Annotated in this window: 15 protein-coding genes; 8 read left to right on the top strand and 7 right to left on the bottom strand. The window is 40.8% G+C overall.

Annotated features, from left to right (window positions below; translation table 11 throughout):
* Positions 1 to 698: 698 nt before the first annotated feature.
* Positions 699 to 887, bottom strand: coding sequence for a hypothetical protein (locus V7K38_RS29535; RefSeq protein WP_442940743.1), 189 nt, complete (start codon positions 885 to 887; stop codon positions 699 to 701).
* Between the two features lie 1,429 nt (positions 888 to 2,316).
* Here V7K38_RS29535 and V7K38_RS03395 point away from each other — a divergent pair.
* The 7 genes from V7K38_RS03395 to V7K38_RS03365 all read left to right on the top strand — a co-directional run bounded on the left by V7K38_RS03395 (position 2,317) and on the right by V7K38_RS03365 (position 10,278).
* Positions 2,317 to 2,457, top strand: coding sequence for a hypothetical protein (locus V7K38_RS03395; protein WP_334855447.1), 141 nt, complete (start codon positions 2,317 to 2,319; stop codon positions 2,455 to 2,457).
* Positions 2,458 to 2,524: 67 nt separating this feature from the next.
* Positions 2,525 to 4,075, top strand: coding sequence for a Cas10/Cmr2 second palm domain-containing protein (locus V7K38_RS03390; protein WP_334855519.1), 1,551 nt, complete (start codon positions 2,525 to 2,527; stop codon positions 4,073 to 4,075).
* Between the two features lie 479 nt (positions 4,076 to 4,554).
* The gene (locus tag V7K38_RS03385; RefSeq protein ID WP_334855445.1) at positions 4,555 to 5,541 is read left to right on the top strand and encodes a type III-B CRISPR module-associated Cmr3 family protein; all 987 of its coding nucleotides are present in this window, start codon (positions 4,555 to 4,557) and stop codon (positions 5,539 to 5,541) included.
* A 1-nt stretch (position 5,542) separates the two neighbouring features.
* Complete coding sequence (cmr4, locus tag V7K38_RS03380; RefSeq protein WP_334855443.1) at positions 5,543 to 6,391, top strand: type III-B CRISPR module RAMP protein Cmr4; 849 nt, start codon at positions 5,543 to 5,545, stop codon at positions 6,389 to 6,391.
* Positions 6,392 to 6,692: 301 nt separating this feature from the next.
* A complete protein-coding gene (locus tag V7K38_RS03375) occupies positions 6,693 to 7,106 on the top strand; it encodes a hypothetical protein (protein ID WP_334855442.1) in 414 nt (137 codons plus the stop codon).
* Positions 7,096 to 8,703 (top strand): hypothetical protein, encoded by a 1,608-nt coding sequence (locus tag V7K38_RS03370; protein WP_334855440.1) that lies wholly within the window; start codon positions 7,096 to 7,098, stop codon positions 8,701 to 8,703. Before V7K38_RS03375 ends, V7K38_RS03370 begins: the two co-directional genes overlap by 11 nt.
* A 6-nt stretch (positions 8,704 to 8,709) precedes the next feature.
* The gene (locus V7K38_RS03365; protein ID WP_334855439.1) at positions 8,710 to 10,278 is read left to right on the top strand and encodes a hypothetical protein; all 1,569 of its coding nucleotides are present in this window, start codon (positions 8,710 to 8,712) and stop codon (positions 10,276 to 10,278) included.
* Between the two features lie 1,132 nt (positions 10,279 to 11,410).
* On the opposite strand, the gene V7K38_RS03360 is transcribed toward V7K38_RS03365, so the two are convergent.
* The 4 genes from V7K38_RS03360 to V7K38_RS03345 all read right to left on the bottom strand — a co-directional run bounded on the left by V7K38_RS03360 (position 11,411) and on the right by V7K38_RS03345 (position 18,685).
* Positions 11,411 to 15,496, bottom strand: a complete 4,086-nt coding sequence (locus V7K38_RS03360) for a DUF4912 domain-containing protein (RefSeq protein ID WP_334855437.1) — start codon at positions 15,494 to 15,496, stop codon at positions 11,411 to 11,413.
* A gap of 378 nt (positions 15,497 to 15,874) precedes the next feature.
* On the bottom strand, positions 15,875 to 17,005 hold the full coding sequence (locus V7K38_RS03355) for a precorrin-8X methylmutase (protein ID WP_334855435.1): 1,131 nt from the start codon (positions 17,003 to 17,005) through the stop codon (positions 15,875 to 15,877).
* Positions 17,002 to 17,580, bottom strand: a complete 579-nt coding sequence (locus V7K38_RS03350) for a hypothetical protein (protein WP_334855433.1) — start codon at positions 17,578 to 17,580, stop codon at positions 17,002 to 17,004. The genes V7K38_RS03355 and V7K38_RS03350 overlap by 4 nt, the downstream gene beginning before the upstream one ends.
* Entirely contained in the window at positions 17,567 to 18,685 is a 1,119-nt protein-coding gene (locus V7K38_RS03345) for an AAA family ATPase (RefSeq protein WP_334855431.1), read from the bottom strand. The genes V7K38_RS03350 and V7K38_RS03345 overlap by 14 nt, the downstream gene beginning before the upstream one ends.
* A 376-nt stretch (positions 18,686 to 19,061) precedes the next feature.
* Here V7K38_RS03345 and V7K38_RS03340 point away from each other — a divergent pair, with 376 nt between their 5' ends.
* Positions 19,062 to 21,002, top strand: coding sequence for a heavy metal translocating P-type ATPase (locus tag V7K38_RS03340; protein ID WP_334855429.1), 1,941 nt, complete (start codon positions 19,062 to 19,064; stop codon positions 21,000 to 21,002).
* Here V7K38_RS03340 and V7K38_RS03335 read toward each other — a convergent pair.
* Together V7K38_RS03335 and V7K38_RS03330 are read right to left on the bottom strand one after the other, a co-directional pair.
* The gene (locus tag V7K38_RS03335; protein WP_334855427.1) at positions 20,985 to 21,449 is read right to left on the bottom strand and encodes an RpiB/LacA/LacB family sugar-phosphate isomerase; all 465 of its coding nucleotides are present in this window, start codon (positions 21,447 to 21,449) and stop codon (positions 20,985 to 20,987) included. The two genes, V7K38_RS03340 and V7K38_RS03335, sit on opposite strands and share 18 nt — an antisense overlap.
* 161 nt (positions 21,450 to 21,610) lie before the next feature.
* Entirely contained in the window at positions 21,611 to 23,239 is a 1,629-nt protein-coding gene (locus tag V7K38_RS03330; RefSeq protein ID WP_334855425.1) for an efflux RND transporter periplasmic adaptor subunit, read from the bottom strand.
* Positions 23,240 to 23,273: the final 34 nt, after the last annotated feature.

The following is a 23,273-nucleotide window of genomic DNA, read 5'->3' as shown; positions in this document are numbered from 1 at the left end:
GTGCTTTGTTTATGTAACCACGAATTGCGATCGCAGTGCTTTGTTTATGTAACCACGAATTGCGATCGCAGTGCTTTATCTATGTAACCATGATTTGCGATCGCAGTGCTTTATCTATGTAATCACGAATTGCGATCGCAGTGCTTTATCTATGTAACCACGAATTGCGATCGCAGTGCTTTGTCTATATAACCACGAATTGCGATCGCAGTGCTTTGTCTATGTAACCACGAATTGCGATCGCAGTGCTTTGTTTATGTAACCACGAATTGCGATCGCAGTGCTTTGTCTATGTAACCACGAATTGCGATTGCAGTGCTTTGTCTATGTAACCACGAATTGCGATTGCAGTGCTTTGTCTATGTAACCACGAATTGCGATCGCAGTGCTTTGTCCGCCAAACCTAAATCAGCTTATTGAATCTACCGAAATCAAAAAGCCAAATGCCATTTTGAGAAAGCAAAAGCTTATTTTACTTGCGGAAAACACCGAAATGTAAAAGCAAAAGCAGCTTTGGAGAAAGTAAAAGCTTGTTTGACTTGCGGAAAACACCAAAACGAGAAAGTCAAAGCTGCTTTTGAATAAGTCAAAGCAGCTTTGCAATAAGTAATTGCAGATTTTGCTGATTAAATTTAACCGAAACATTAAGTTTCGATAAAATTATTTAGAAAATTACCAATAAATGCTTATGACTTTCATCAAAGTACTTTACAAGTATATCGGTGCGTTCCCATTAATTCCACTTCTAAATGATAGAAGTGACGCGCAGTTGACAGCACAAAGCCATTACCCAAAGAATCTGCGTCTGTTTCCATTAATTCCACTTCTAAATGATAGAAGTGACTACAAGCGTCTTCACCCGTTGAGAAAACTACACAGGTTTCCATTAATTCCACTTCTAAATGATAGAAGTGACGAGTATTCTGGTGAAGAATCAGTACGCTGAAGAAGTTTCCATTAATTCCACTTCTAAATGATAGAAGTGACTAACTCATCTGGCTATAAAACTTAATTAGAAATACGTTTCCATTAATTCCACTTCTAAATGATAGAAGTGACTTCGATGACACACTCTAAAGTGTCACAGTTATTAAAGTTTCCATTAATTCCACTTCTAAATGATAGAAGTGACTACCAAGGCAGAAGAAGTCGCTTCGGAGGTTGCAGTTTCCATTAATTCCACTTCTAAATGATAGAAGTGACTGGATGATCAACCATGTCAATTACCAGATACTATTTCCATTAATTCCACTTCTAAATGATAGAAGTGACTTATCGTTATGACTACCACCACTAGGCTGTCAGAATTTCCATTAATTCCACTTCTAAATGATAGAAGTGACGTTGGTGGCTTTGCTATGAAGCATGAGTGGGTTATTTCCATTAATTCCACTTCTAAATGATAGAAGTGACTAAAGTTGCTGTCATCATTGATTATTTCTATCCGTTATTTCCATTAATTCCACTTCTAAATGATAGAAGTGACCCGGAGCGCTGGATTAATGCTAATTGTGCGAGTTTTTATTTCCATTAATTCCACTTCTAAATGATAGAAGTGACTGCTGCATTCTGAAACCTTGATATTGCAAAGGTTTCAAAGCTAGTTTGCGCGAACCTAGAAAGAAAGTAACATTTCAGCCTTTGACTCGTCAAGATATTATTTTTATAAATCGCCTCAAAAGCATAACAGGCAAAGCTTATAAGAATTGCGCGAATCTCCATATTGTAGTCATCACACTCAAAGCTAGATTGCATAAGCTTTTGAACAATAAAAATTGCATCAAATTTTAAAACACCTACTAGTTCGCGCAAGTCAAACATCCTTAACCCGTGCAGGCGATGAGATTATGGCTACAAGAAGGTTTCCCTGCACAAGCGACTGGTGAACCCAAAGGGCTTTGTCTATGTAACCACAAATTGCGATCGCCTTTTTAAATAACTTAAATTTCGTCATTCGCATCAAAAGGTATTTACATCATCAAATTTTCCGAGAAGATGTATAGCAGTTCTCAATTGCATAGAACACAGACCTAACCCCCAACCCCTTCCCTTGTAAAGAAGGGGAGTAAAATTCAAAGCGTCTCTCCTTTTAGGAGCTACCGTGTATACACAAGTCAAATTACCCCCCTTAATCCCCCCTTATAAAGGGGGGAAACCGGAAAATCTAGTTCCCTCCCCTTTATAAGGCTACGGTGTACACACATCTTTGTACAAACCCAAAATCGTTGCAGATCCCTCTAAATCCCCTGATAAATTGGGGGACTTCAAGAGACTTTTGCCCCCCTTTTTAAGGGGGGTTGGGGGGATCAAAAGCCTATGAGGCCACTCTCAAAGACTTGTGTGTACACCGTAGCCGTCTTAGGAGAAAGGAATGGAAGTGAGGTCAAAGCTCAGATGAATTTAGCCATTGTAGCTGGGAATTGCGATCGGCAAATCAAAAATTATTACAAAGTATAACTACTGAATACAAACTCAACTTTTTACAGTAACTTAAGCAAGACTGCAACCCGTGACACAAGCAAACGTGACCAAATATACAGCCATAACCTTTGCTCCCGTCCAAGGATTTATCGAGAAATCCCGTAAACTCAGAGACTTGTATGGTGCATCCCTCATTCTCTCCTACCTTAGCCAGCAGTTAGTACAAGAAGCAGAAAAAACTACAACAGTCATTTCCCCAGCCCGCGCCAACTTGCAAAAAGGAATGCCAAACCGCATTCTGATAAAAGGAGAATTTTCAAAACCACAGGTAGAAAAAACTCTATTATCTGCATGGAAAGAAATGTTACATCAATGTCGCACTTGGATAGAATGGAAACTACCAAACTATACCTATCACTGGGAAAGAGAGTGGACAAACTGGGGAAACCACGCCTGGGAGATATTTTGGGGAGAAGGCGACAGCATACAAGCAGCGATGGAAGACTTAGAAACCCGTAAACTTTCCCGTGGGTGGACAGCAGTCAACTGGATTGGAGAGAGTTCGAGTTTAACCGGAACCGATGGAATAGCCTTCCCCGGATTAGGTGGAGAAACGAGAAATCCTAAAAATCGCCAGTGGACAATAGAAAAAGATGAAATCAAAACCTTCTATAAACGCCTCGCTTGCGTATTAGAAAATCGTTCCCCAGATGGAGAACCAGAGGGAAAATTTTTTGCACTCAATGAAAAATTAAGTATCCCCGAATTAGTGAAACGTTTAGTCACCCTACCAGAAATAGCCAACCAATTAGGGATGTCTAAACTAGAAAGTTTCAGCGAAATTTATCGAGGCCCCGAAACCAAAAATGAGCAAGATAAAGGACGCTGGACAGGTTGGTTTATGGGTGATGGTGACGAAGTTGGGAACCACCTAAAGAAATTAGCCGAATTAGAAAACGGAGATGAACAACTTCAAAACTTTAGCCAAGCCATGCGTAACTGGGGCAAAGACTTTACCAGAGACTTTCCCCAAGAAATGGGTCGAATAGTTTATGCAGGTGGAGACGATTTTTTAGGCGTAATTTATCGAGAAAAAGACCAAGAACCGATTACAGCCAAGCAAGCTTTTGCATGGTTAACTACACTACCCCAAACCTGGAAAAAACACGATCAAAAAATAGGCTTAAGCGTCGGATTTGTTTGGGCAGGTACAAGCGTTCCCCAGAGGGATATATTACAACATTGTCGGGAAGCAGAAAAACTAGCCAAATCATCAGGGCGAAAACGAGTCACCATCAGAATTGTTTTTAATAGTGGTCAATATGTCCAATGGACTTGTCCTTGGGATTATTTAAACATCTTGACCAAATATCAAGACAGAGAAAAAAAATCAAACTGGAGTCATATTTATCAAGATTTAGCTCAATTAGAATCGCGGCGGGCATTTAACCTTGACAAAAAGACCTTTGTCGAAAAATTCGCCATTGAATTCTTCAATATTTACTTTCCCGGCGAAGGTAAACAACTACTAAATTATGAAAGTGCTAAACATCTCGTAGGTTTTAGTGAAGAAGATGATAATTATGAAAGAAGCAAAGCCACAATTGATTGGATAAGTAACTTAATCAAAGTAGGCTGGCATTTAAGTAATTAAATCAGGAAAAATCTAATAAAAATGCATAAATTAGATATCACAAACCTCAGAAGTTGTTTGAAAAGTCATGATTGATGTATCAAATATTTTTTACCCCACCCTAACCCTCCCCTTATAAAGGGGAGGGAACCGGATTTTTCTTGTTTCCCCCCTTGTAAAGGAGAATAACGATAAATATTGCGGGCTACTCAGTCAAAGGAACCGGATTTTTCTTGTTTCCCCCCTTTACAAGGGGGGATTAAGGGGGGTAATAATGTGATTAAAATTACAGCAAACTACTTTTCAAACAACCTCTCAACCAGACTTACTAATATTCTTATTTCTCCGTGTCCTCTGCATCCTCTGCGGTTCGATTTTCTTCTGAAAAAACTTAATTAAAGTAGGATGCGTTAGCGACAGCGTAACGCACCAACCCCTAGATAACGGTGCGTTACCAACTCTAACCCACCCTAAAACACCTAACTTTCGCCACTCCACTTATGTTTAAATACTTAATAACAATCAACCCATTAGGATTAATGTATGGAAGTGCAGGTGCATTTCTCTCACCAGAAAACCTAGTTGGTCGTTCCGGCGCTAAATTCCCTCCAGAAGCTGCAACCCTATCAGGCTTAATATTTAGCGTTAACAAAATTACCGAAAAATTTCCTAAAAATGAATTGAGTGCTAACCTATTTGTAGCTGGCCCCTTTTGGGCGAAACTAAAAGACAAGCAAAATTTTTATATTCCCATACCCTGGAATAAAATCATTGGCAAAAAAGCAGTAGATGAATGGGCATTAAAAGATAGTCAATGGCAGTTAGAAAATAAAACTGAAAAACTAGAACCAGATTATCGTTGGCAATCGATAAACTCATGGGGAATTGCACCCCAAACCTTAAAATCTAATCAATCGGTTGCTGATAATCCTTGGAAATATATATCTTTTCTCCATCCCAAAATTAAAACAACTGAACGTAGTGTAGAAAACTCCGACGGACTATTTCTAGAAAATTCCGTCCAAATGTCAGACGACAGTTGCCTAGTTTATCTCTCAACCTATCCCCTAGAAAATGGCTGGTATCGCTTCGGTGGTGAAAACCACATAGTCGAAATCGAATGCGAAGAAATCAAAAATAAAAAATTTTTAAACCTATTAAATCAGCCAATCAAACGCACCTTCGCCTTAATTACACCAGGTATCTGGGGTTCAAATCGTTTATCTCACCGCCATCCTCAACATGAAAACTTTCCCGAAACCGTAGAAATGTTAACAGATAAACCATTACCCTACCGTTACCGCGCCAAAGGTAACTTAGGAAGGGGACGTTACGCAGTTCCAGCTGGTAGTGTTTATGTACTTGCAGAACCTTTAAATAAACCTTGGTGCGAATGGGATGAAGCATGGTTTCCCAAAGAAGGTTATAGCCTGAAACATGTAGGATGCGGTCTATGTTTACCAACAGAAATTAAAGGAGTCGCCTAAAATGTACAAAAAAGCTTATGGAATAATTGAAACCTTAGCACCTCTGCACGTCGGTGCTACAGCCGGAGAAGAAAGTGGTAATTTAAACCTCATCTTTCGTGACCAATTTACTCAAACTGGAATACTTCCCGGTAGTTCAATTCGCGGTCGCCTGCGTTCCGAAATGCGCTTGATAGATGGAGAACAAGCAGCAAATTATTGGTATGGTAACGAAGCAGGTTCAGAACAATCAGAAATTAATAACGAGTCTCTCATCAAATTTGAATACGCTTCAATTCTTTGGCTACCAGTTTTTTGTCCGGGTCAACCAATAGTCTGGGTAACTAGTCCGCGCTTACTCCGACGCTACCAAAGAATAGCCGGCGACACTATCAAAATTAACGGTAAATCTCTCAAAGAAATAGAAATACCAGACCCTTACACAGGTTCAAAAAACTTAAAAGCGCGAGAATCGCAAGGTAAAAAAACCTTATTTTTCAACTTAGGTTTTTTAAGCATCACCAAAACCATAGACTTATCCCCTTGGTTCCCAACTGGAAAAGAAAAACCAGCAGTAATAGTAGACGATAGTGATATTTCCATGATTCATGACATGGCATTATATCGCCAAAGTCGAGTCCGTTTAAAACCCGACCAAAAAGTAGTCGATGGTGGCGGCTTCTTTAACACCGAAGCCTTACCCGAAGGAACAATTTTAGTCTTTCCCATCGCCATCAAAGATGATAAATCAGGTAAACAATGGCAACCCTTAAGTGATACACAAAACACAGATATTTACCTTGGTGGCTTAGAATCAATCGGCTTTGGTCACTGTAGTTTAACTCTAAATGGAATCTTAGAGGTTGTTTGAAAAGTTTTTCGCTGTGACTTTGGGCACTTTTAGATCCCCCCTAACCCCCCTTAAAAAGGGGGGAACCGGAATCAAAGTCTCCCTTTTTAAGGGAAGCCATTGCGGTCTTGGGGTCTCCACAAGTGAAGCAAGTGGCGTGGATTTAGGGGAATCTAGAACGTTTTTCTACCAACAAGAGGATTTTTCAAACATCCTCTAAACCTAACACGAGAACCATAAGTTAGGTTTCATCCCAAACCCACTCTACAAATCTTTTCTTCAATTACGAATTACGAATTACGAATTACGAATTAGTAAACTTATGACTTGGAAATCATACGACTTAGACCAAGAAGCACAACGTTTAATCCTCAAACACCGCGACCAAAAAGGTGTCATTGGTCAATCTCACAAAATGCGGATAACCGTAGCTTATGGCTTAGAGAGATTTTGGGGAGAACAACTAAGACTTTTAGACAAAGAACCACCCAAAGGCCAATATTGGCGCGATACCTGGAAAAGCTTTACCAAAATCATGCAACAAGCGGGAATTAACCTTCCCCAAGAAGACGTTAGCAGTAAAGACACTCCAAAAATTCAAGAAATCGCTGCCAAATTATGGCAACTTCCCATCGAAGACCAAAGAATTTGTTTAGCTGTTCTCACTCAATTCTGTGACAGCTTAGTTTGGTGGACTCAGCGCTATAAAAAATCAGGAGCTGGTGATGACGAATAGTAATGAAGTCCCATTAATGTTTCAAGCCCAAGTTTCAGGACGCGGCCAAATTCAATATATCGGAAATCCCAAACAGTCTGAAAGATGGGTTGATGAATGGGTAGACGGTGCTGCAATAGACCCTCCCACATTTAACGCCAATGTTAAAACAAAGGAATATAAAATAACTTGGCGCTTTGTTTCTAATAGCGGACAAGATGAAGATATAACTCGCCCAGTCATTGCCGCAAAAGGATTTCCATTTTACCCAGGCGCAAGTATGAAAGGCGCTTTTCTCCGTGCTTGCACCTCAGAACAGGGTACAAGATATTGCGGCGGAAAACTAAATAGTAACGATACCATACCGGGAATTCTTCGCTTTCATGGTGGTTATCCCAAAGATGAAACTTGGGTTGAACAACCATTAATTGATGTAGTTCATCCTCAACAAGATTGGCAAATTAAAAATCAAGGTAGCCACTCAGCATTTATTCAGATATCCCTCTACAAACCTACCTTAATATTCGGCATTTCCAGCACTAAAAAAATAGAACTTAGTGAATGGGAGACTATCTGGAGTATTTGGGATAAAGCCATAGAACGAGGTATTGGTTCTAGAGTTAGTGCTGGTTACGGCCAACCGATAAATCACCCAGAAACCAAATTAGTCAGCGTTAATCTGCGTGGAAAAGGATTAGCCTCGCAATTAATCGATAAAACCGGCGAATTTCGTCCGAATATATTTAAAGCTGCTTTACGCGGTCACACTTTGCGGTTATTTAGTGGCGTTACCGATGAAATTACAGCCGAAGAATTAACTAGAGAACTTTGGGGAGGATTTGCAGGGAAAAATGGTGCTGTCGTCGGCCAGTTAGGAATTGCTTTTAATGCTGTTGATTTAGAGATGGATGTATATCGATATGGAAATGTAACCATGCCTATTTATGAATTAAATACAGGAACTTTAAATATTCTCAGCATGGGTGATATTTCAAAAGAATACAAAAAAGAATTAAAAACCTTAGCAACCCAAATTTTAAGATTTGCGATGCTGCTTGGTGGCTTTGGTAAATCGTGGCGACGCATTGACCATCGTCTATTCTTTCCAGACTATTTAAATGGTAAACCCATGATAGGCTGTCATTGGGAATTTCCCAAGCAATCAAATCAATACTATTTCCCTGTAAATAGCCTTAGTCATATCACTAATATCCTGAATGATATTCATAAAACTGTAAATAACTGGCTGAAATTAAAAGAAAAAACCCCAACTAATAAATTAACTTCTTGGCGTGAATCATTCCATCCGCAAAAAGTTCAAGTCTGGGGACGCATTGCCCAAGATGAAGATGATAGTTTAGCTGTGAGATGGTTTCACGGCAATTACCAAGGAAGCAACTCAATTAAAGGCTCAAGTCTCACAGGGAAAATGAGTCAAATTGGGAGAATTTGGCATCGAATGTACCCGCGCTATATCAAAAATAAAGAAGGAGAGATGAAGCGGAAGGGAAGAGAATTTGTAGAGTTACTTACAATTTTTCCTGATAAAAAAGATGAGAGAACACAAGAATTTTTAACTTTCTTAGCAACCAGCAACTTTACCAAACTTTGGGGATAGTAAATTATGACTATTTGGATTGTCACAACAGGTAATAGTGATGTTATTCTCAAACATGATAAAAACTGGGGAAGTTTATATAGTGAAGTTAGATACGATTTGGAATGTACAGAGTTTGCTTCGCTTACTCAGAAAGATCCTTATAATAAAGAGGCAGGGTATACAGTACCTGCTAGAGTTTTAGGTCTAGTCTATGGCAATAAACTAGATAAATATGGTTCAGATTTAGAATTTCCGCTACTTGATACTTATTGTAAATCTTTCTTACATAACAACATCAAGCCGGAAAGAATTATAATTTTGCTGACAGACCAAAGTGAAATATTTCATCAAGACCAACTTCTTTACGAAAAATGTCCTTATTGGCAAGATACTTGTACACTTAGACCTCTATTAGAGTGGTATCTTAAAGAAAAGTTTGACTGTAAATTAGAATTTTTACATCTTAAACCAAAAAACGCCGATAAAGATATAGAAAACGCCAATAAAGGTATAGATAATTGGAATGAAACCCTTTCTTTGGTAGAAGAAGCATTCTGCAAGTTAGACTCTAATCCACTAAAACCTGTTTATGTTAGTCATCAAGCAGGAACTCCTGCTATATCTTCGGCTGTACAATTTGTTAGCTTAGGTAGATTTCAGAAAGTTAAGTTTTTAGTTAGTAATGAATATTTTGATGAAAATTATCAGCAGAAATCTAAATCAGAAGCTATTGAAAGCTCTAATTATCGGCGGGGAATGCAGATTCAAAAAGCAAAGCAGCTAATTATCGGCGGCTTGCCTGGTGCTGCACTCAAAATATTAGAAGATATAGAGAGAATAGACAAAACTGCTATAGCTAACTTAGAGAAGATTGTTGATTTTTTTAATCTTCATAGTCCTTTAACAGATAGCAGCGAAGATTTTGCCATTCCCCAAGCTACGCAGCGCATTGTTGATGCTCTTGACCTCATAGGCTTTTTCTTCAATCAAAGAAATTATCTCCAAGGGATTACTCTTCTGGCGGCTGCTCAAGAAACTTTTTTGAAGGTGGCTATCTTATCACAAGTAGCACTGATTAATGAAACTGTGATTGTAAACGGTAGCTCTCAAAAAGTTTCTGATTTACTAGAATGGATTCCCCGTGGTTTATTTTTAAAGCAATCGCTTAGTTATCAAAGTATTGATGATAAAAAAGTGATTTTACAAAAATCAAAGTTTCCTGTTGAGAGGTTTAGATTTAATACAGATAAAGATTTTGATATTACTAACAAAAACTTTGCTCTGATTGCCTGGTTAAACAATATAGATAAGGCTTTTGTCAAGTGGCCGTTATTGTTACGGTATTTTGACTCTTATAGAAATACAGAAGATGACCTTCGTAATCAATTAATGCATAATTTGCGTGGTGTTGAAGATAGGGAAGTTGTTGATTATTTATTAGGAGATAAAAATCATCAAGCTAGTGATGTTATGTCAGCTTATGTTAATCATGTTAAGCAACCCTTTTTGAATGCTATTAATTATTTTAAGCTTGGTTATAAAAGGGAGAAGTTGAATAAAACACTTCAAGAAATAGCTGAGTCTCTTATTTAAGAGGTAAAGATATATATTACTATTATTTTCAGAGTTCGTAACGCACTATTATCATGGGTTTGATGCGTTACGCTGTCGCTAACACATCCTACGTATATTTTCAGAAATCAAACTTAAGTTGGGTAAGGGTTCTCAGTTGAGTAGGTACTGAACCCCACCCCTAACCCCCTCCCCGCAAGCGAGGAGGGGGCTATGATGTAACTCGTATGATTAAGAAACGCTAAGTAGAGCGGTGTAAACAATTAAATGTTTGTAGTAAGGACTTTAGTCCTAAGAAAAGGGCTAAAGCCCTTACTACGAGCTAAATTTATCTAGCTTTATATTTAGTTAACATAGTTTGATTTATTCTCACCGACTTAGTTGTAGCGATCGCAGCAGTGTTCAGGTGGTAAAGAGGATCTGTCATTGCAGCGATATAAAAATGTCTGTTTACTTTCTCAAAATATTGAAATGCTTTCTCAAAATTACCTTTGACTTACTCAAAAGGTCATTTGACTTATTCATTTTGGTGTTTTCCGCAAGCAAAATGACCTTTGACTTACTCAAACCCCAGTTTGCTTTCTCATTTTGGTGTTTTCCGCAAGTAAAATGACCTTTGACTTATTCAAACCCCAGTTTGCTTTCTCATTTCGGTATTTTTCGCAAGCAAAAGCCAGGACGAATGATTTCTATCATGCAATACTTTGAGCAAATTAACCTTCTCCCTATTTCCCCCTAAAAGGGGCTACTGTGTACGCACAAGTCTAAAAATCAATACAGTTAGTTCAGTTAAGCATTTTTTTCTTCTCTCTGTGTTCTCTGCGCCTCTGTGGTGATGCCTCCGGCACGCTCCGCGAACGTTAAAAAAACTGACTTTGATAAAAAGTTTTAATCTTTACTGAACCGTATTGGTCTAAAAATAGCTGAAGAACATAGGTTTTACCCCACCCTAACCCTCCCCTTATAAAGACTACGGTGTACACACAAGTCTTTGAGAGTGGCCTCATAGGCTTTTGATCCCCCCAACCCCCCTTAAAAAGGGGGGCAAAAGTCTCTTAAAGTTCCCCAATTTTATCGGGAGATTAAGGGGGGTAATAGGAACCGTAGGCTAAAAAGGGAGAATAGGGTCAAAAGGGATATTTTAGCGTAATTACTAGTTCTCTGAAGTTTCCTGAGAGAACTTTTTATGGATGGTTTTAGTGGATTCTCCATCAGCCGCGACTGTGATGAGATAGTCCATTAAACCATCTGAAAAGGGGAGACGTAGGTGGAAAGTACCATCGGGTTTGACTTTGACGGGATGTCCACTAATGTTGACGTTTGTATTTGGTTGGGTTGCTCCGTGAATAATCAACTCTGCATCCGCCACAAACCAAAAATCTTCGTGGGAACGACTGAAGACGCGAAGGTTAGGTGAACGGGCGATGAGTAACCAAGGTAGTTTACCGCCGTAGGCATCGCTATCAGCTAGATAACCAATTTCAACCATATAGTCCCGATCGCTTACGGGAATCGCCACAAAGCGATCGCGGGCTACCTCTTCACATTCATACTGCTGGATAAGTTGAGGACTTTGATAACTCAAGTCAATGCCAGTTACATCATAGAGCCGCACTACCAATTGTGAGCCGCCCTGTTGATGCAGTGCTTCGTTCTGAGTCGGGGAAATGTGCCAAGAGACATAAGCCCATTTGGGAGTACGGGCTGTGAGCAGTATTTTGCTTTCTTCACTACTCTCTTCTTCTACATTTACCAAGTCAACAGCTGTTTCGCCCGCTAATGCTACATCTTCAAAGTTAATCGCTGTTTCGCTGGCTAATGCTACATCTTCAACGGGGGAATCTGTATCAGCCGGACTGAAGACATGAACGATCGCAGAATGGGCAATGAACAACCAACGGCCGCCATCAGCGACATAGCCGATTTCAGCTATGTAGTCGCGATCGCTGATGGGAATTTCTACAAAGCGATCGTTTGCTGTCTCGTCACATTCATACTGCTGGACAAACTGAGGACTTTGATAACTCAAGTCAATGCCAGTTGCATCATACAGCTGCACTACTAATTTAGAGCCGCCCTGTTGTTGCAATTCTGCTTTTTTGGTTTCAGATATCTGCCAAGAAACATCAGCCCATTGGGAAGTACGAGGTGTGAGGACAATGCTGTTTTCTTCTTCCCTAATCTCTTCTTCTACATCCCAGTCAATATCCGTTTCACCCGCGATTGCTATATCATCAACGATTGGATCTGGAAGTACCGGGCTGAAGAAACGAACAACTACTGAACGGGCGATCAATAACCAGCAATCGCCATCAGCAAGATAACCAATTTCTGCTATATAATCGCGATCGTTGACGGGAATATCCACTAGTCCGTCGTGTGCTGTCTCCTCAGATTCATATTGCTTGACAAGGTGCGGACTTTGATAACTCAAGTCAACGCCTGTGACATCATACAGCCGCACAACTAATTGAGAGCCGCCCTGTTGATGTAGCGCAGCTTTCTTGGTTTCGGATATCTCCCAAGTGACATGAGCCGATGTATAAGTATAGGGTGTGAGCAATATTTTGCTCTCTTCTTCTACGTCTACGAAGTGAATATCTGTTGCATCCGCGTTGGCGCAGCCCGCCGCAGGCATCGCTACATTATCAACTATCGGATCTGGATGCACAGGGCTGAAGAAACGAATAACTGCTGAACGGGCAATGAATAACCAGCGCTCGCCATCAGCAAGATAACCAATTTCTGCTATATAGTCGCGATCGTTGACGGGAATCTCTAACAAGCGATCGTGTGCTGTCTCTTCAGATTCATACTGCTGGATAAGTTGAGGACTTTGATAACTCAAGTCAATGCCAGTCACATCATACAGCCGAACTACCAATTGAAAGCCACCCTGTTGACGCAATGCAGCTTTCTTGGTTTCAGAAATTTCCCAAGAGACATGAGCCAATGTAGAAGTATGCGGTGTGAGCAAAATACTGCTCTCATCTTCTGCATTTACTGTAGTATCAGTTTCTCCTTGGGTATTTGATGGAAGATTAATCGCCCAGGCTCCAATCCCTGCACCTGCGGCTAAAGCCGCAATGTCTGCAAAATCTATGGAGTCATTTTCAGCAGCACCTTCCCCAATTGGCTCTGTTTGAGATTCTTCTACCACATTGGTAGGAGGTTCGGCTGCATCTGCTACCACATTGAATAAATCTTCTTCTGACAATTCTGGTAAATCGATTAGTGAAGATGTTGGTAACGGTGACGGTTCCACTTTGCCATATTCTGGGAAAGGTAATTCATCTACTGAAGCTGTATTTTCAGTTGAGGTGATTGATAACGGTGACAGTTCCACTTTGCCATATTCTGGGAAAGGCAATTCATCTACTGAAGCTGTATCTTCAGTTGAGGTGATACTTTCTAACCAGTTCAATTCTGCCTGAAGTTCCTCATCTATCTCATCTTCACTAATTTCTGTGTCCCAATATCCCAAATTAGATGTTACTTCTGGCACATCTGGTAATTCTGGCAGTGGGGCTGTCACTTCAGATGAAGGCAGTTGCACATCAGATATTTCTTCTGGAATATTACCCAGATGAGGATAGGGAGTATTTACTACAGCTGCTGGGGCTTCTATATCCCATGCAATATCATCAGAATTAGGAGTGTTTGTCCCCGTATAATTATTTAGCTCAACCGTTTCATCAGTTGGATTTGTTTCTGTTTCTTTGTTAGTAAAGGCAGACCATGTAGTTGCCCCTATGCCCGTTGCTAAAGCTGCGCCACCAGTTAAAGCTGCGGCTCCCGAACCATTAGTTACAGCAGAAGTTGTACCTTCATAGAGGTTAGAAGTACCATTAGTTGGCTCTTGTACTAAATTGGCTGTCCCTTGAGTACCATTTTCACTCAGGTCAGATTCTGTTTGAGCATAGATATTGAAAGGAGTGCGATCGGGGGTTTCTTGATCTTGGAAGTGTGGCAATGGCTGTTCTACAAGCATCGTTCCGTTAATGGAGGGAGCGGTGCCGGCATTGAGTAACGCCATTTCTCCATCTTCTGTACTAGGTGGATGAGGATTTGATTCTGGTAAGTTATCTGTTTGATCGCTAGGCGATGGGCGTTTTCCCAGAATCCACCATAATAAAGCCCCAGCTACAGTAGTAAAAAACAAAGGTAGGAGTAACCAAAATGGTGTTTCCTTATTTCCAATTGGACTGCTTTGTGGTGTAGCAGGAGCGACAAAAGGCTGTTCGCCAAATGCAGAAGCACTGGCACTAGGGGAAGGTGTAACAGCAGGTGTTGTCTGGGCGCTGGGAGTAGAGGTGACAAAAGGTTGTGTGATGTTGGCTGCGACAGCAGTTGCTTCTGCCGTTCTAGCTTGTTCTATAGCTTTCTGTCCTGGCGGTGCAAGGGTAAAGCCAAGAAAATCTACTATGCTGACGCTGGGATTTTTTTTGAAAACGTAAACTAAAGGTTGCGAGAAAGGATATTTTGCATCTTCTGGCAAGGCTTGATTTAACTGCAAAACTCGCACATTTTGCAGCTTTGACACCTGATTAGCTAACACATAGCTGATGCCGTCTTTGCCCAGTTGTTTGATAATTTCTGCGGTATTCTCATCAGTTAGTTTGGTAGCATCTGGCCCTGTAGCAAATTCAGCAGTCTTGAAGGCTGGATAAGTGCGAAAAGTATTGCGAGTCTCACTCGTACTAGGGTGATCGATTAACCGAATCTTTGCTGATGGGCCTCCCACTTGTGACCAATTTGTAATTTGCCCCCGGAAAATCCGGGCAAATTGCTTACTAGTCAAACTACCTTTGAAAGGATTATCTGTGCTAACCACGATCGCAATCTTCTCACGGTGCAAGCGAACTTGCTCTAATCCTTGGGCTTTTTCTGCTGGTGTCAATCCCCGCCCCATTGCTACGATGTCGATTTTGCCATCTAGCAACTCTTTCAGTGCCGTATCAGTGCCATTAGCGGCAACATTAACTTTTGTACCCGAAAACTGTTTTTCAAAATTGTCTTTCAGGCTTTGGTTGATTGGACTCAAGCTACTTGAACCATTAATCCGAACTGTTGTCCCATTCTGCACTTTTTGCGGCAGTGCAAACGAAGGAGACTCAGATTTAGATTGCGCCAGTATGGGTTCTGACACCAGGAGACTTGCTGCCATAGGAGTTGTAGCTAAGGCAACCCATAGTATCAGCCTGATTATCGAAGTATCTTTTTTTTCTTGTTGCCACATAAGCCCTTAATTAAAGTAAAAAATAGAAAGCCTACCAGTCTTAAATCACAATCTTGTTAGGGATTATGGAGGAGACGCGCTAATTATACATCTGAGTTATCTTTACTTCTAACTTCCTTCAGCGTACTTGTATTTATCTATACTCTGATTGAGATTGGATAGCATGATAATTTATACTCTAACTACCAGAGTCTGTTTACTATAAAATGTTCTAATTTATATTGCAACTTATACCAAATTGGTAACTTATGGCCACAATTATGAATTATTGAATTACTAAAACTGGTAAAGTTTAGCAAATTCAATATTATTTAACAATATTATTTTCAGTAGTGCTAATTACTGAGTATCCTTATGTTTTAACCGAGTACTTGTTTTTCAGCACTCAGAAGAATCTACTATATTTTTGAGATAACAATGACAATCTGGCTTATCAATGAGTGACTCCACTAAAGCATTTAAAGCTGTAGCAGCTAAAGCGCCACCTCCCAAAGTTCCTGCAACTGTAATAAAAGGTATCCCTTGTTGCATAAGTTGTCGCTTGGCTGCGGGAGCATGACTAAAGCCAATGGGCATTCCAATTACTAATGCAGGCTGAATTTTCTGGTTGGCAATGGCTTCACAAACTTCTACAAGGACTGAGGGAGCATAACCAACTACCAGGACACAACCCTTACTTACTTGCTGCAATTTTGATCGCCATTCTCGATGCTGCCAAAAGGCAACTTCTGCCTCTGTGGGGGTGGTAATATGAGGATTATCAATCAAGGTTTCAATGTGGCATCCCAAGTGAAGTAATCGGGTTTGATCCAAAGCAGCAGCAACCGTTTGGGTATCGACAACAATTTGACACCTTGAAGATAAAGCTTCTCGACTAGCTGCGATCGCATCTCGGCTCAATTTCACAAAGGATACTAAACTAACATCGCCACAAGCCAAAACCAACTGAGAAATTAAGTGTTGTTCAATTTCCGAACGATTAGATAAATCGGGTAGTAAACGTTGTAACGATTCTGAAAAAGCTTCCGAATGGGTATGAATTTCGGCATCTAAGCCACTCCAGAGATTTTCCAATCCTCCCAATCCGGCTTGAGTTTCGACATCAAGTAACTTGAGTTGTGCCAAAACTTCCGCCTGGATAACTTGACAATGGCGATCGCGCCCCAATAATCCTTCTAGTGCTGATGCAGTTTGGCGTAGTTGCGAAATTTGTTGCATCACCGCCCGATATTGCTGCTGGAGTTGTCCCATCAGGTTAACAGTTGTGTCAGTTTCTGGTTCCACCTCCAAAATATTGCGGATATGGTTTAGCTGAAACCCTTGCTGCTTCAGTGCGACAATCCTTTGCAACCGCAGGACATCTTTTTTAGTGTAGAGACGATAATTGCTCTGCGATCGCACTGGTTGCGGTAACAGTCCTAATTGATGGTAATGTCGCACCATCCGCGGAGTTAAACCGCCACCGACTGCATCAGTGAGTTCTTTAATAGTTAAGCTACTAGCATTCATAATTTATCTAATAACGGTAAAAGTCTTTGTAATTCTTCACAAGCAGCCTGAAGAGATGGCGGTGCATTTTCATCTAAACTCCCTTGAGAACACTGATTTGCTAATTGTTCAACACCAGGTTTACAAATTGCCTCATTTTTAGGAAATTTTGGATATTTGGATTTTTCTCCTTCTTCTTCAACAACTTCTCCTGTTTGTAAATAATGTATCCAAGTTTCGATATTTCTTTTGGGCACAAAGATTGCTATTTTCTCATCAGGCTTACGAAGTTCCTGTGAATTTTCTATCAGTGCATTATCTAATTCTTTCAGTGTTGCCTTTACTGTCGCAGTATCTGCATCAATCAACACTACTAGCATTCCTGAACGATAGTTTTTTCTCCGGTATTCTTTAACCTCTGCTGCATAATGCTTTCTAACAAACTCCTCTCCTGCACCTTTCCCTTTTGGAGAAGTCCTAATTGTGATGTTTCTTGGATTTATATTAAATCCTCGTTTTTTCAAAAAATGATAGGCAAAAACTTGCTGTTGTAGATCCTCACACAAAATTACTATCTGTACTCTATTCTGGGTCATAGAGCCAGCCCCGCGCAATCAGTTCTGAAATTGGTAATCCCGAATTTTCAGTTTCTTTATTACTAATTGGTTTTACTCGTACAGGTGCATTACTTTGACGCTCAAACCAATAACCTATAGGTGAAGCTAAAAGATAATTAATTAATACAGGATGATGGGAGATTAGTAAAGCTTGTATTTTACCGTCAATACAGAAATCATAAAGTTGAATTAGCCAAGGTTGAATTTCCGGCAGAGCTAAAAAATTCTCGGGCTCATCAATGCAAAGAGTATAATCTTCAGATTCAGTGCAATAGAGAATAGTATATAAAGCGATTACCACTTTTTGACCATCAGATAATTCCCCAAATCGATAATCAATAATATTTCTCCTATCTTCGTTTTTCGAGAAACGTAATTTTAAAGTTCGATATTCTTCACTAAATTGTTCAAATTTAAAACTTAGAAAACCATCTAGCACATCTTTCAAAACATTCATCAAATCAGCTATTTTACCCTGATCTTGTGAGATATAACGATACCAAGAAACGAAATTTTCCATTCTATAAGACAATTTAATTTCTTCCATTTCACTGCCATCAAGCATCAGACTAGGAATGATTTTTACAATAATAAATCGATCCATTCTATTTTTAAACCAAGTCAGCTTTGTATTGTAAGATATTGGCATTAATGAAGATAGCAGGGACTGTGACCAATCAAATGAATATTTTGAATCTTGAGAATAATCGTCTCGAAATAATTGAACTTCAGCTGTTTGACGTTTCAATAAAGGTTGGTTATCAAACCAAAGATATTCATATTCAACATGGCTTTTTTCTTGATTGTGTTTAATAGCGAGTTCATATTTATAATTACCACCATTTCCAGCAATTTCTAGCTCAAAACGCTGAACTTGCAAAGTTTGCCAGCGAGTACAGTCAGCAGATTTAAAAATTCCTTCTACTTTTTCGTCACCACTGATAAAAATTTGAATTTTTCGTAAAACTTCAAAAACTGTTGATTTACATGAACCATTACCACCAAGAAATAGGTTAATTGAGTCAAAGTTAATCTCAAAACTTACTAAGCCGCGAAAGTTATCAATATATATTCGCTTTAGCATATATTTTTCCTCTTTGTTCAATTTTAAAGCTAACAGTTAAATCGTCATATTTACCCACTCCCCCTTTTGAAAAACGCTCCAAAAACACAGATAAAGCTTTAACTCTGTCTACCTCTGCGCTTCCCTGACAATTCAGGTTCTGTGGAAAAGCCTACGAAAAACCTAACCCCCTAACTCCCTTCCCGACGCGGGAAGGGGAAAAATTCAAAGTCTCTCTCCTTTTAGGAGAGAGATTTAGAGAGAGGTTTTCCAGATACCGTGAAAAGTCAGCTGCGCTTCCCTCAATGTCACTCTGCGTTTCAAAATTATTATAAACCTTGACATTAACATTAATGTCAAGGTTTAGCCTAAAAGAGTCCTTGTTAATTCATCTCTCATGCTCTACCCCCAACGTTTCAACCAATTCACCAGAGAACACGCAGATACTGTAGCAGCCATTTCGTGTGGCTTACTGCTATTTCTCGGATGGTTCGCCTTGCATCTCGGCTGGTTGGGATTAGCATTCCTACTTCTACCTGCTGCTTACGTTATTGGTGGTTACGAAAGTGCGCGGGAAGGATTGACTACTCTTTTCAAAGAAAAAGAACTCGATGTAGATTTGCTGATGATTGTCGCCGCCATTGGTGCTGCTAGCCTCGGCTTATGGCGACGAGAATATCATCTAATTATTGATGGGGCAATTTTAATTCTCATCTTTGCCATCAGTGGCGCATTAGAAGGCTATGCCATGCAGCGAACTGAGCGCAGTATCCGCAGTTTGATGAGCCTGACACCAGATACAGCCAGAGTTTTGCTTCAGGGAAGGGAAGAAGAAATTCCTATCAGTCAGTTAAAAGTAGGTGATGAGATTGTCGTCAAACCCGGAGAGCTAATTCCTACCGATGGGATAATTTCATCTGGTTACAGCACTCTCAATCAAGCTGCAATCACAGGCGAGTCTTTACCTGTAGAAAAAACAGTGGGTGCAGAAGTATTTGCCGGCACACTTAACGGCTATGGTGCATTGCAAATTAAGGTACACAAACCAGCCCAAAGTAGTTTGATTCAGCGTGTGATTCGCTTGGTAGAACAAGCGCAGACAGAAGCACCACCTTCGCAAGAGTTTATCGATCGCTTTGAAAAAGGATATGCCAAAGTAATTGTAGTAGCCGGGATATTGCTGGCAACTTTACCGCCATTTCTTTGGGGTTGGGATTGGGAAACTACCATTTATCGGGCGCTGACTTTTTTGGTGGTTGCTTCTCCTTGTGCGCTGATGGCTGCAATTATGCCCACCCTGCTTTCAGGAATCGCCAATGGTGCAAGACAGGGGATTTTGTTTAAAAATGGGGCGCAATTGGAGAAGATTGGCAAAGTGAGAGCGATCGCATTTGATAAAACTGGTACTCTAACAACAGGACAGTTGCAGGTATCCCAAGTAATTCCCCTTAGTAAATACACCCAAGCAGATGTACTAAAAGCCGCAGCTAGTGTGGAATCCTATTCAGAACATCCCATCGGTAAGGCAATTGTGCAGGCGGCTGGTGATTTAGATTTGGTTGGTGCGATCCAAGTACAAGCCATACCTGGAAAGGGAATTGTCGGAATTGCTCAAGAACAACAAATAATTGTAGGGAATACCGTTTTTGTGCAGCAGTATGTCACAAATTTACCTGAAGAATTGCAGGAAATGGCTCAATCTTTGGAGCAAGAAGGTAAAACTGTGGTTTGGGTAGCACAGGAAGGCAGGGGAGCAGGGGAGCAGGGGAGCAGGGGGACAGAGGTGATGGGTGTAATAGCGATCGCAGATGAAGTCAGATCGCAAGCATCTGCAACCATTACCCGGTTAAAGAAACTGGGAATTGAGCAAATTGTCATGCTAACCGGGGATAATGAAGAAACTGCTCAAACTGTGGCCAAAGCAGTCGGAATCGATCAAGTATATGCTCAACTTCTACCAGAAGATAAGCTAGATGTAATTCGCCGTCTCCAGCAAAAGTATCAAACTGTGGCAATGGTAGGCGATGGAATTAATGATGCACCAGCCTTAGCCCAAGCATCTATAGGTATAGCAATGGGGATATCTGGTAGTGATGTGGCATTGGAAACCGCAGATATAGTACTGATGGCAGACAAGCTAGAAAAAATTGCGGTGGCGATACATTTAGGGAGGCGATCGCAATCCATAGTCAAACAGAATATAGTCGTAGCGTTGGGTTTCATTATGTTGCTTTTGGTGGGCAACTTTCTCGGAAGTATTAACTTACCTATTGGTGTGATTGGGCATGAAGGTTCTACAGTATTAGTTACCCTCAGTGGTCTAAGATTGCTGAAATAAAGCATTCTTCTCTAACTGTCTAATCCGTTCCATTTGCAGGATGTTCCACTCATCTTCAGAATAGGGTGTGGTGAACCAGGCATCTAATATTTCTTTAGCGATCGCTTCTGTAGTCGCACGTAAACTTAATACTAGGACATTCGCATGATTCCAAATCCTCGCCCCGCGTGCAGTTTCAGCATCATGGCACAAAGCTGCACGTATCCCTGAAACTTTATTGGCGGCAATAGATGCGCCAGTACCAGTCCAACAAAAGACAATTCCCTCATCTGCTTTCTGGGTTGCTACTGCCAAAGCAACTTTACTACAACTGAGAGGCCAATCAACTTCTAAATCATTCTCAGCTAAGGAACCAAAGGCTATAACTTCATGCCCACGCTGCTTAAGTTCTTCTAGTATGCGATCGGTAAGGTTGGTGCGTTCATCACTGCCAATAGCGATTTTCATCCATTCCCCCTTAAAATTAGTCTTCCCCATCTCCTCATCCGACGATCTTTTTAGGAGACAGGGAAGAGGAACATAGATAACAGCAAAAATTAATTACGAATTAGGTTCGCAGAGCGTGCCGGAGGCTCTATTACGAATTAATTCTCCCCTTCCCTTTTCAGCTAAGGCTTCTGACTACCCGCTTGTTCCTGTGCTGGAGTGATAGAAGCGCCATTAGTTAGGCTGAGAATACCGGAAACAACAATTTTGTCTCCAGCCTTTAGTCCTTCGATAACTTGATAATTATTCCCCTCAATAACTCCCAATTTCACACGTTTTTGTTGAGCCACTAAAGATGGCGCTCCAGCTTTATTTTCTGCTGGCGCTTCAGCTTTATTTTCTGTTGGTGCTTCAGCTTTATTTGCTGATGGCGCTTCAGCCACAAATACAAAAGTCTCTCCACCCAAGCGAGATACTGCTGTAACTGGAATTAAGATTCCCGGACGTTCCTTCCAGATTACTCTGGTTTGCACTGACTGAAGATTAAGCAATCGATTTCTCAAATTGCCAAAGTTGGCTTTTACCAAAACTGTCTGCGAATCGGAACTGGCATTTGGAGATATAAAACTGATTTTACCCCTTCCTGTGGGTTTGCCTTGGGCATCGAGCATTTGCATAGGTAATCCCAAGCGCAACTTGCTGGCTTGATTTAGCGGAACGGATATATTCAGTTCTAAAGAGTCATTTTTGGTCAATGTTGTGAGTTGATCCCCTTGTGCCACATACTGTCCTACCTTGACTGGGATATCACCAACAATACCTGTGAAAGGAGCTAGGACTTTTGTGTATTGCACTTGGACTTGAGCCGACTGGACTTGAGCGGCTGCTTGGTTTACTTGCGATCGCCCCTGGGCAATATCTTCTGGGCGGTTGCCGTTCACCTGCTGTCTATAGAATTGTTTCTGTTGTTCTAAGGCAGCACCTAGCTGCTGGATATTAGCAGTTCTGCTTTTGCGGAGTTGCTCTAAGTTTTTCTGGGCTGCAACTAGCGCTGCTTGCGCACTATCTTTGTTTTTGATGTATTCATCTAGGCTATCTTGAGAAGTCGCCCCTTCTTTTGTTAATTGTGCGTATCGCGTTGCTCGTGCTTGTGCTAATACTAGATCGGATTTGGCAGAATTAACTTGAGCTTCAGCCTGCTGAATTTGCTGTGGTAGCGATCCAGATACGGCATCTTGATATTTTGCTTGGGCCTGATCTAGCTGGGCTTTGGCTTGGGAAACTACTTCTGTTCGAGTCCCTGCGTTGAGTTCGGCAAGATTTGCCTGTGCTTGTTGAAGTGCTGCTTGTTTTTCTCGTAGCACGGCTTGGGCATCATCAGTTTCTAGGCTAATAATTACTTGCCCTTGTTGAACGCGATTGCCCTCTTTGATAAAAACCTGGCTAATTCGCCCTGCAATCTGTGGTTTGATTGGTATAGACTGTGGAGCCTCTAAGGAGCCAATAAAATCTGAACTTTCTTGTACAGTTTCAGTTTTTACAGTTACGAGCTTGACGGGAATTGCCATCGGTTTACCAGCAGATGGCCCGCCTGCTGCTGGATTGTTAGCATTACTAGTTTGCCACCAGCGCCAACCAAAACCAATACCTGCAATTAACAGGATAATTCCCAAAATTAGAGGCCAACGGCGCTTTTGAGGTCGTTTAGGCGATCGCTCTGGCAATGGTTGCGATTCTTGACTAGAATCATTAACAGTAGGCTGTTCTATTTCAACAGGAAGGGAAGAATCAGGGAACTCAGAATGGGACATCTTTGGTTACTCGTCTTGTGGATTTAGACTTGGG

Origin of the sequence: Nostoc sp. (genome assembly GCF_036917465.1) — a bacterium.
GTDB lineage: Bacteria > Cyanobacteriota > Cyanobacteriia > Cyanobacteriales > Nostocaceae > Nostoc.
This window is presented reverse-complemented; position numbering and strand designations above follow the sequence as displayed.

Bases quoted from the DNA above. Each gene is read 5' to 3' on its own strand.
- V7K38_RS03355 (WP_334855435.1), bottom strand. From the start codon at position 17,005: ATGAATGCTAGTAGCTTAACTATTAAAGAACTCACTGATGCAGTCGGT.
- V7K38_RS03370 (WP_334855440.1), top strand. From the start codon at position 7,096: ATGACGAATAGTAATGAAGTCCCATTAATGTTTCAAGCCCAAGTTTCA.
- V7K38_RS03345 (WP_334855431.1), bottom strand. From the start codon at position 18,685: ATGCTAAAGCGAATATATATTGATAACTTTCGCGGCTTAGTAAGTTTT.
- V7K38_RS03350 (WP_334855433.1), bottom strand. From the start codon at position 17,580: ATGACCCAGAATAGAGTACAGATAGTAATTTTGTGTGAGGATCTACAA.
- V7K38_RS03360 (WP_334855437.1), bottom strand. From the start codon at position 15,496: ATGTGGCAACAAGAAAAAAAAGATACTTCGATAATCAGGCTGATACTA.
- V7K38_RS03395 (WP_334855447.1), top strand. From the start codon at position 2,317: ATGAGGCCACTCTCAAAGACTTGTGTGTACACCGTAGCCGTCTTAGGA.
- V7K38_RS03340 (WP_334855429.1), top strand. From the start codon at position 19,062: ATGCTCTACCCCCAACGTTTCAACCAATTCACCAGAGAACACGCAGAT.
- cmr4 (WP_334855443.1), top strand. From the start codon at position 5,543: ATGTACAAAAAAGCTTATGGAATAATTGAAACCTTAGCACCTCTGCAC.
- V7K38_RS29535 (WP_442940743.1), bottom strand. From the start codon at position 887: ATGGAAACCTGTGTAGTTTTCTCAACGGGTGAAGACGCTTGTAGTCAC.
- V7K38_RS03385 (WP_334855445.1), top strand. From the start codon at position 4,555: ATGTTTAAATACTTAATAACAATCAACCCATTAGGATTAATGTATGGA.
- V7K38_RS03330 (WP_334855425.1), bottom strand. From the start codon at position 23,239: ATGTCCCATTCTGAGTTCCCTGATTCTTCCCTTCCTGTTGAAATAGAA.
- V7K38_RS03335 (WP_334855427.1), bottom strand. From the start codon at position 21,449: ATGAAAATCGCTATTGGCAGTGATGAACGCACCAACCTTACCGATCGC.
- V7K38_RS03375 (WP_334855442.1), top strand. From the start codon at position 6,693: ATGACTTGGAAATCATACGACTTAGACCAAGAAGCACAACGTTTAATC.
- V7K38_RS03365 (WP_334855439.1), top strand. From the start codon at position 8,710: ATGACTATTTGGATTGTCACAACAGGTAATAGTGATGTTATTCTCAAA.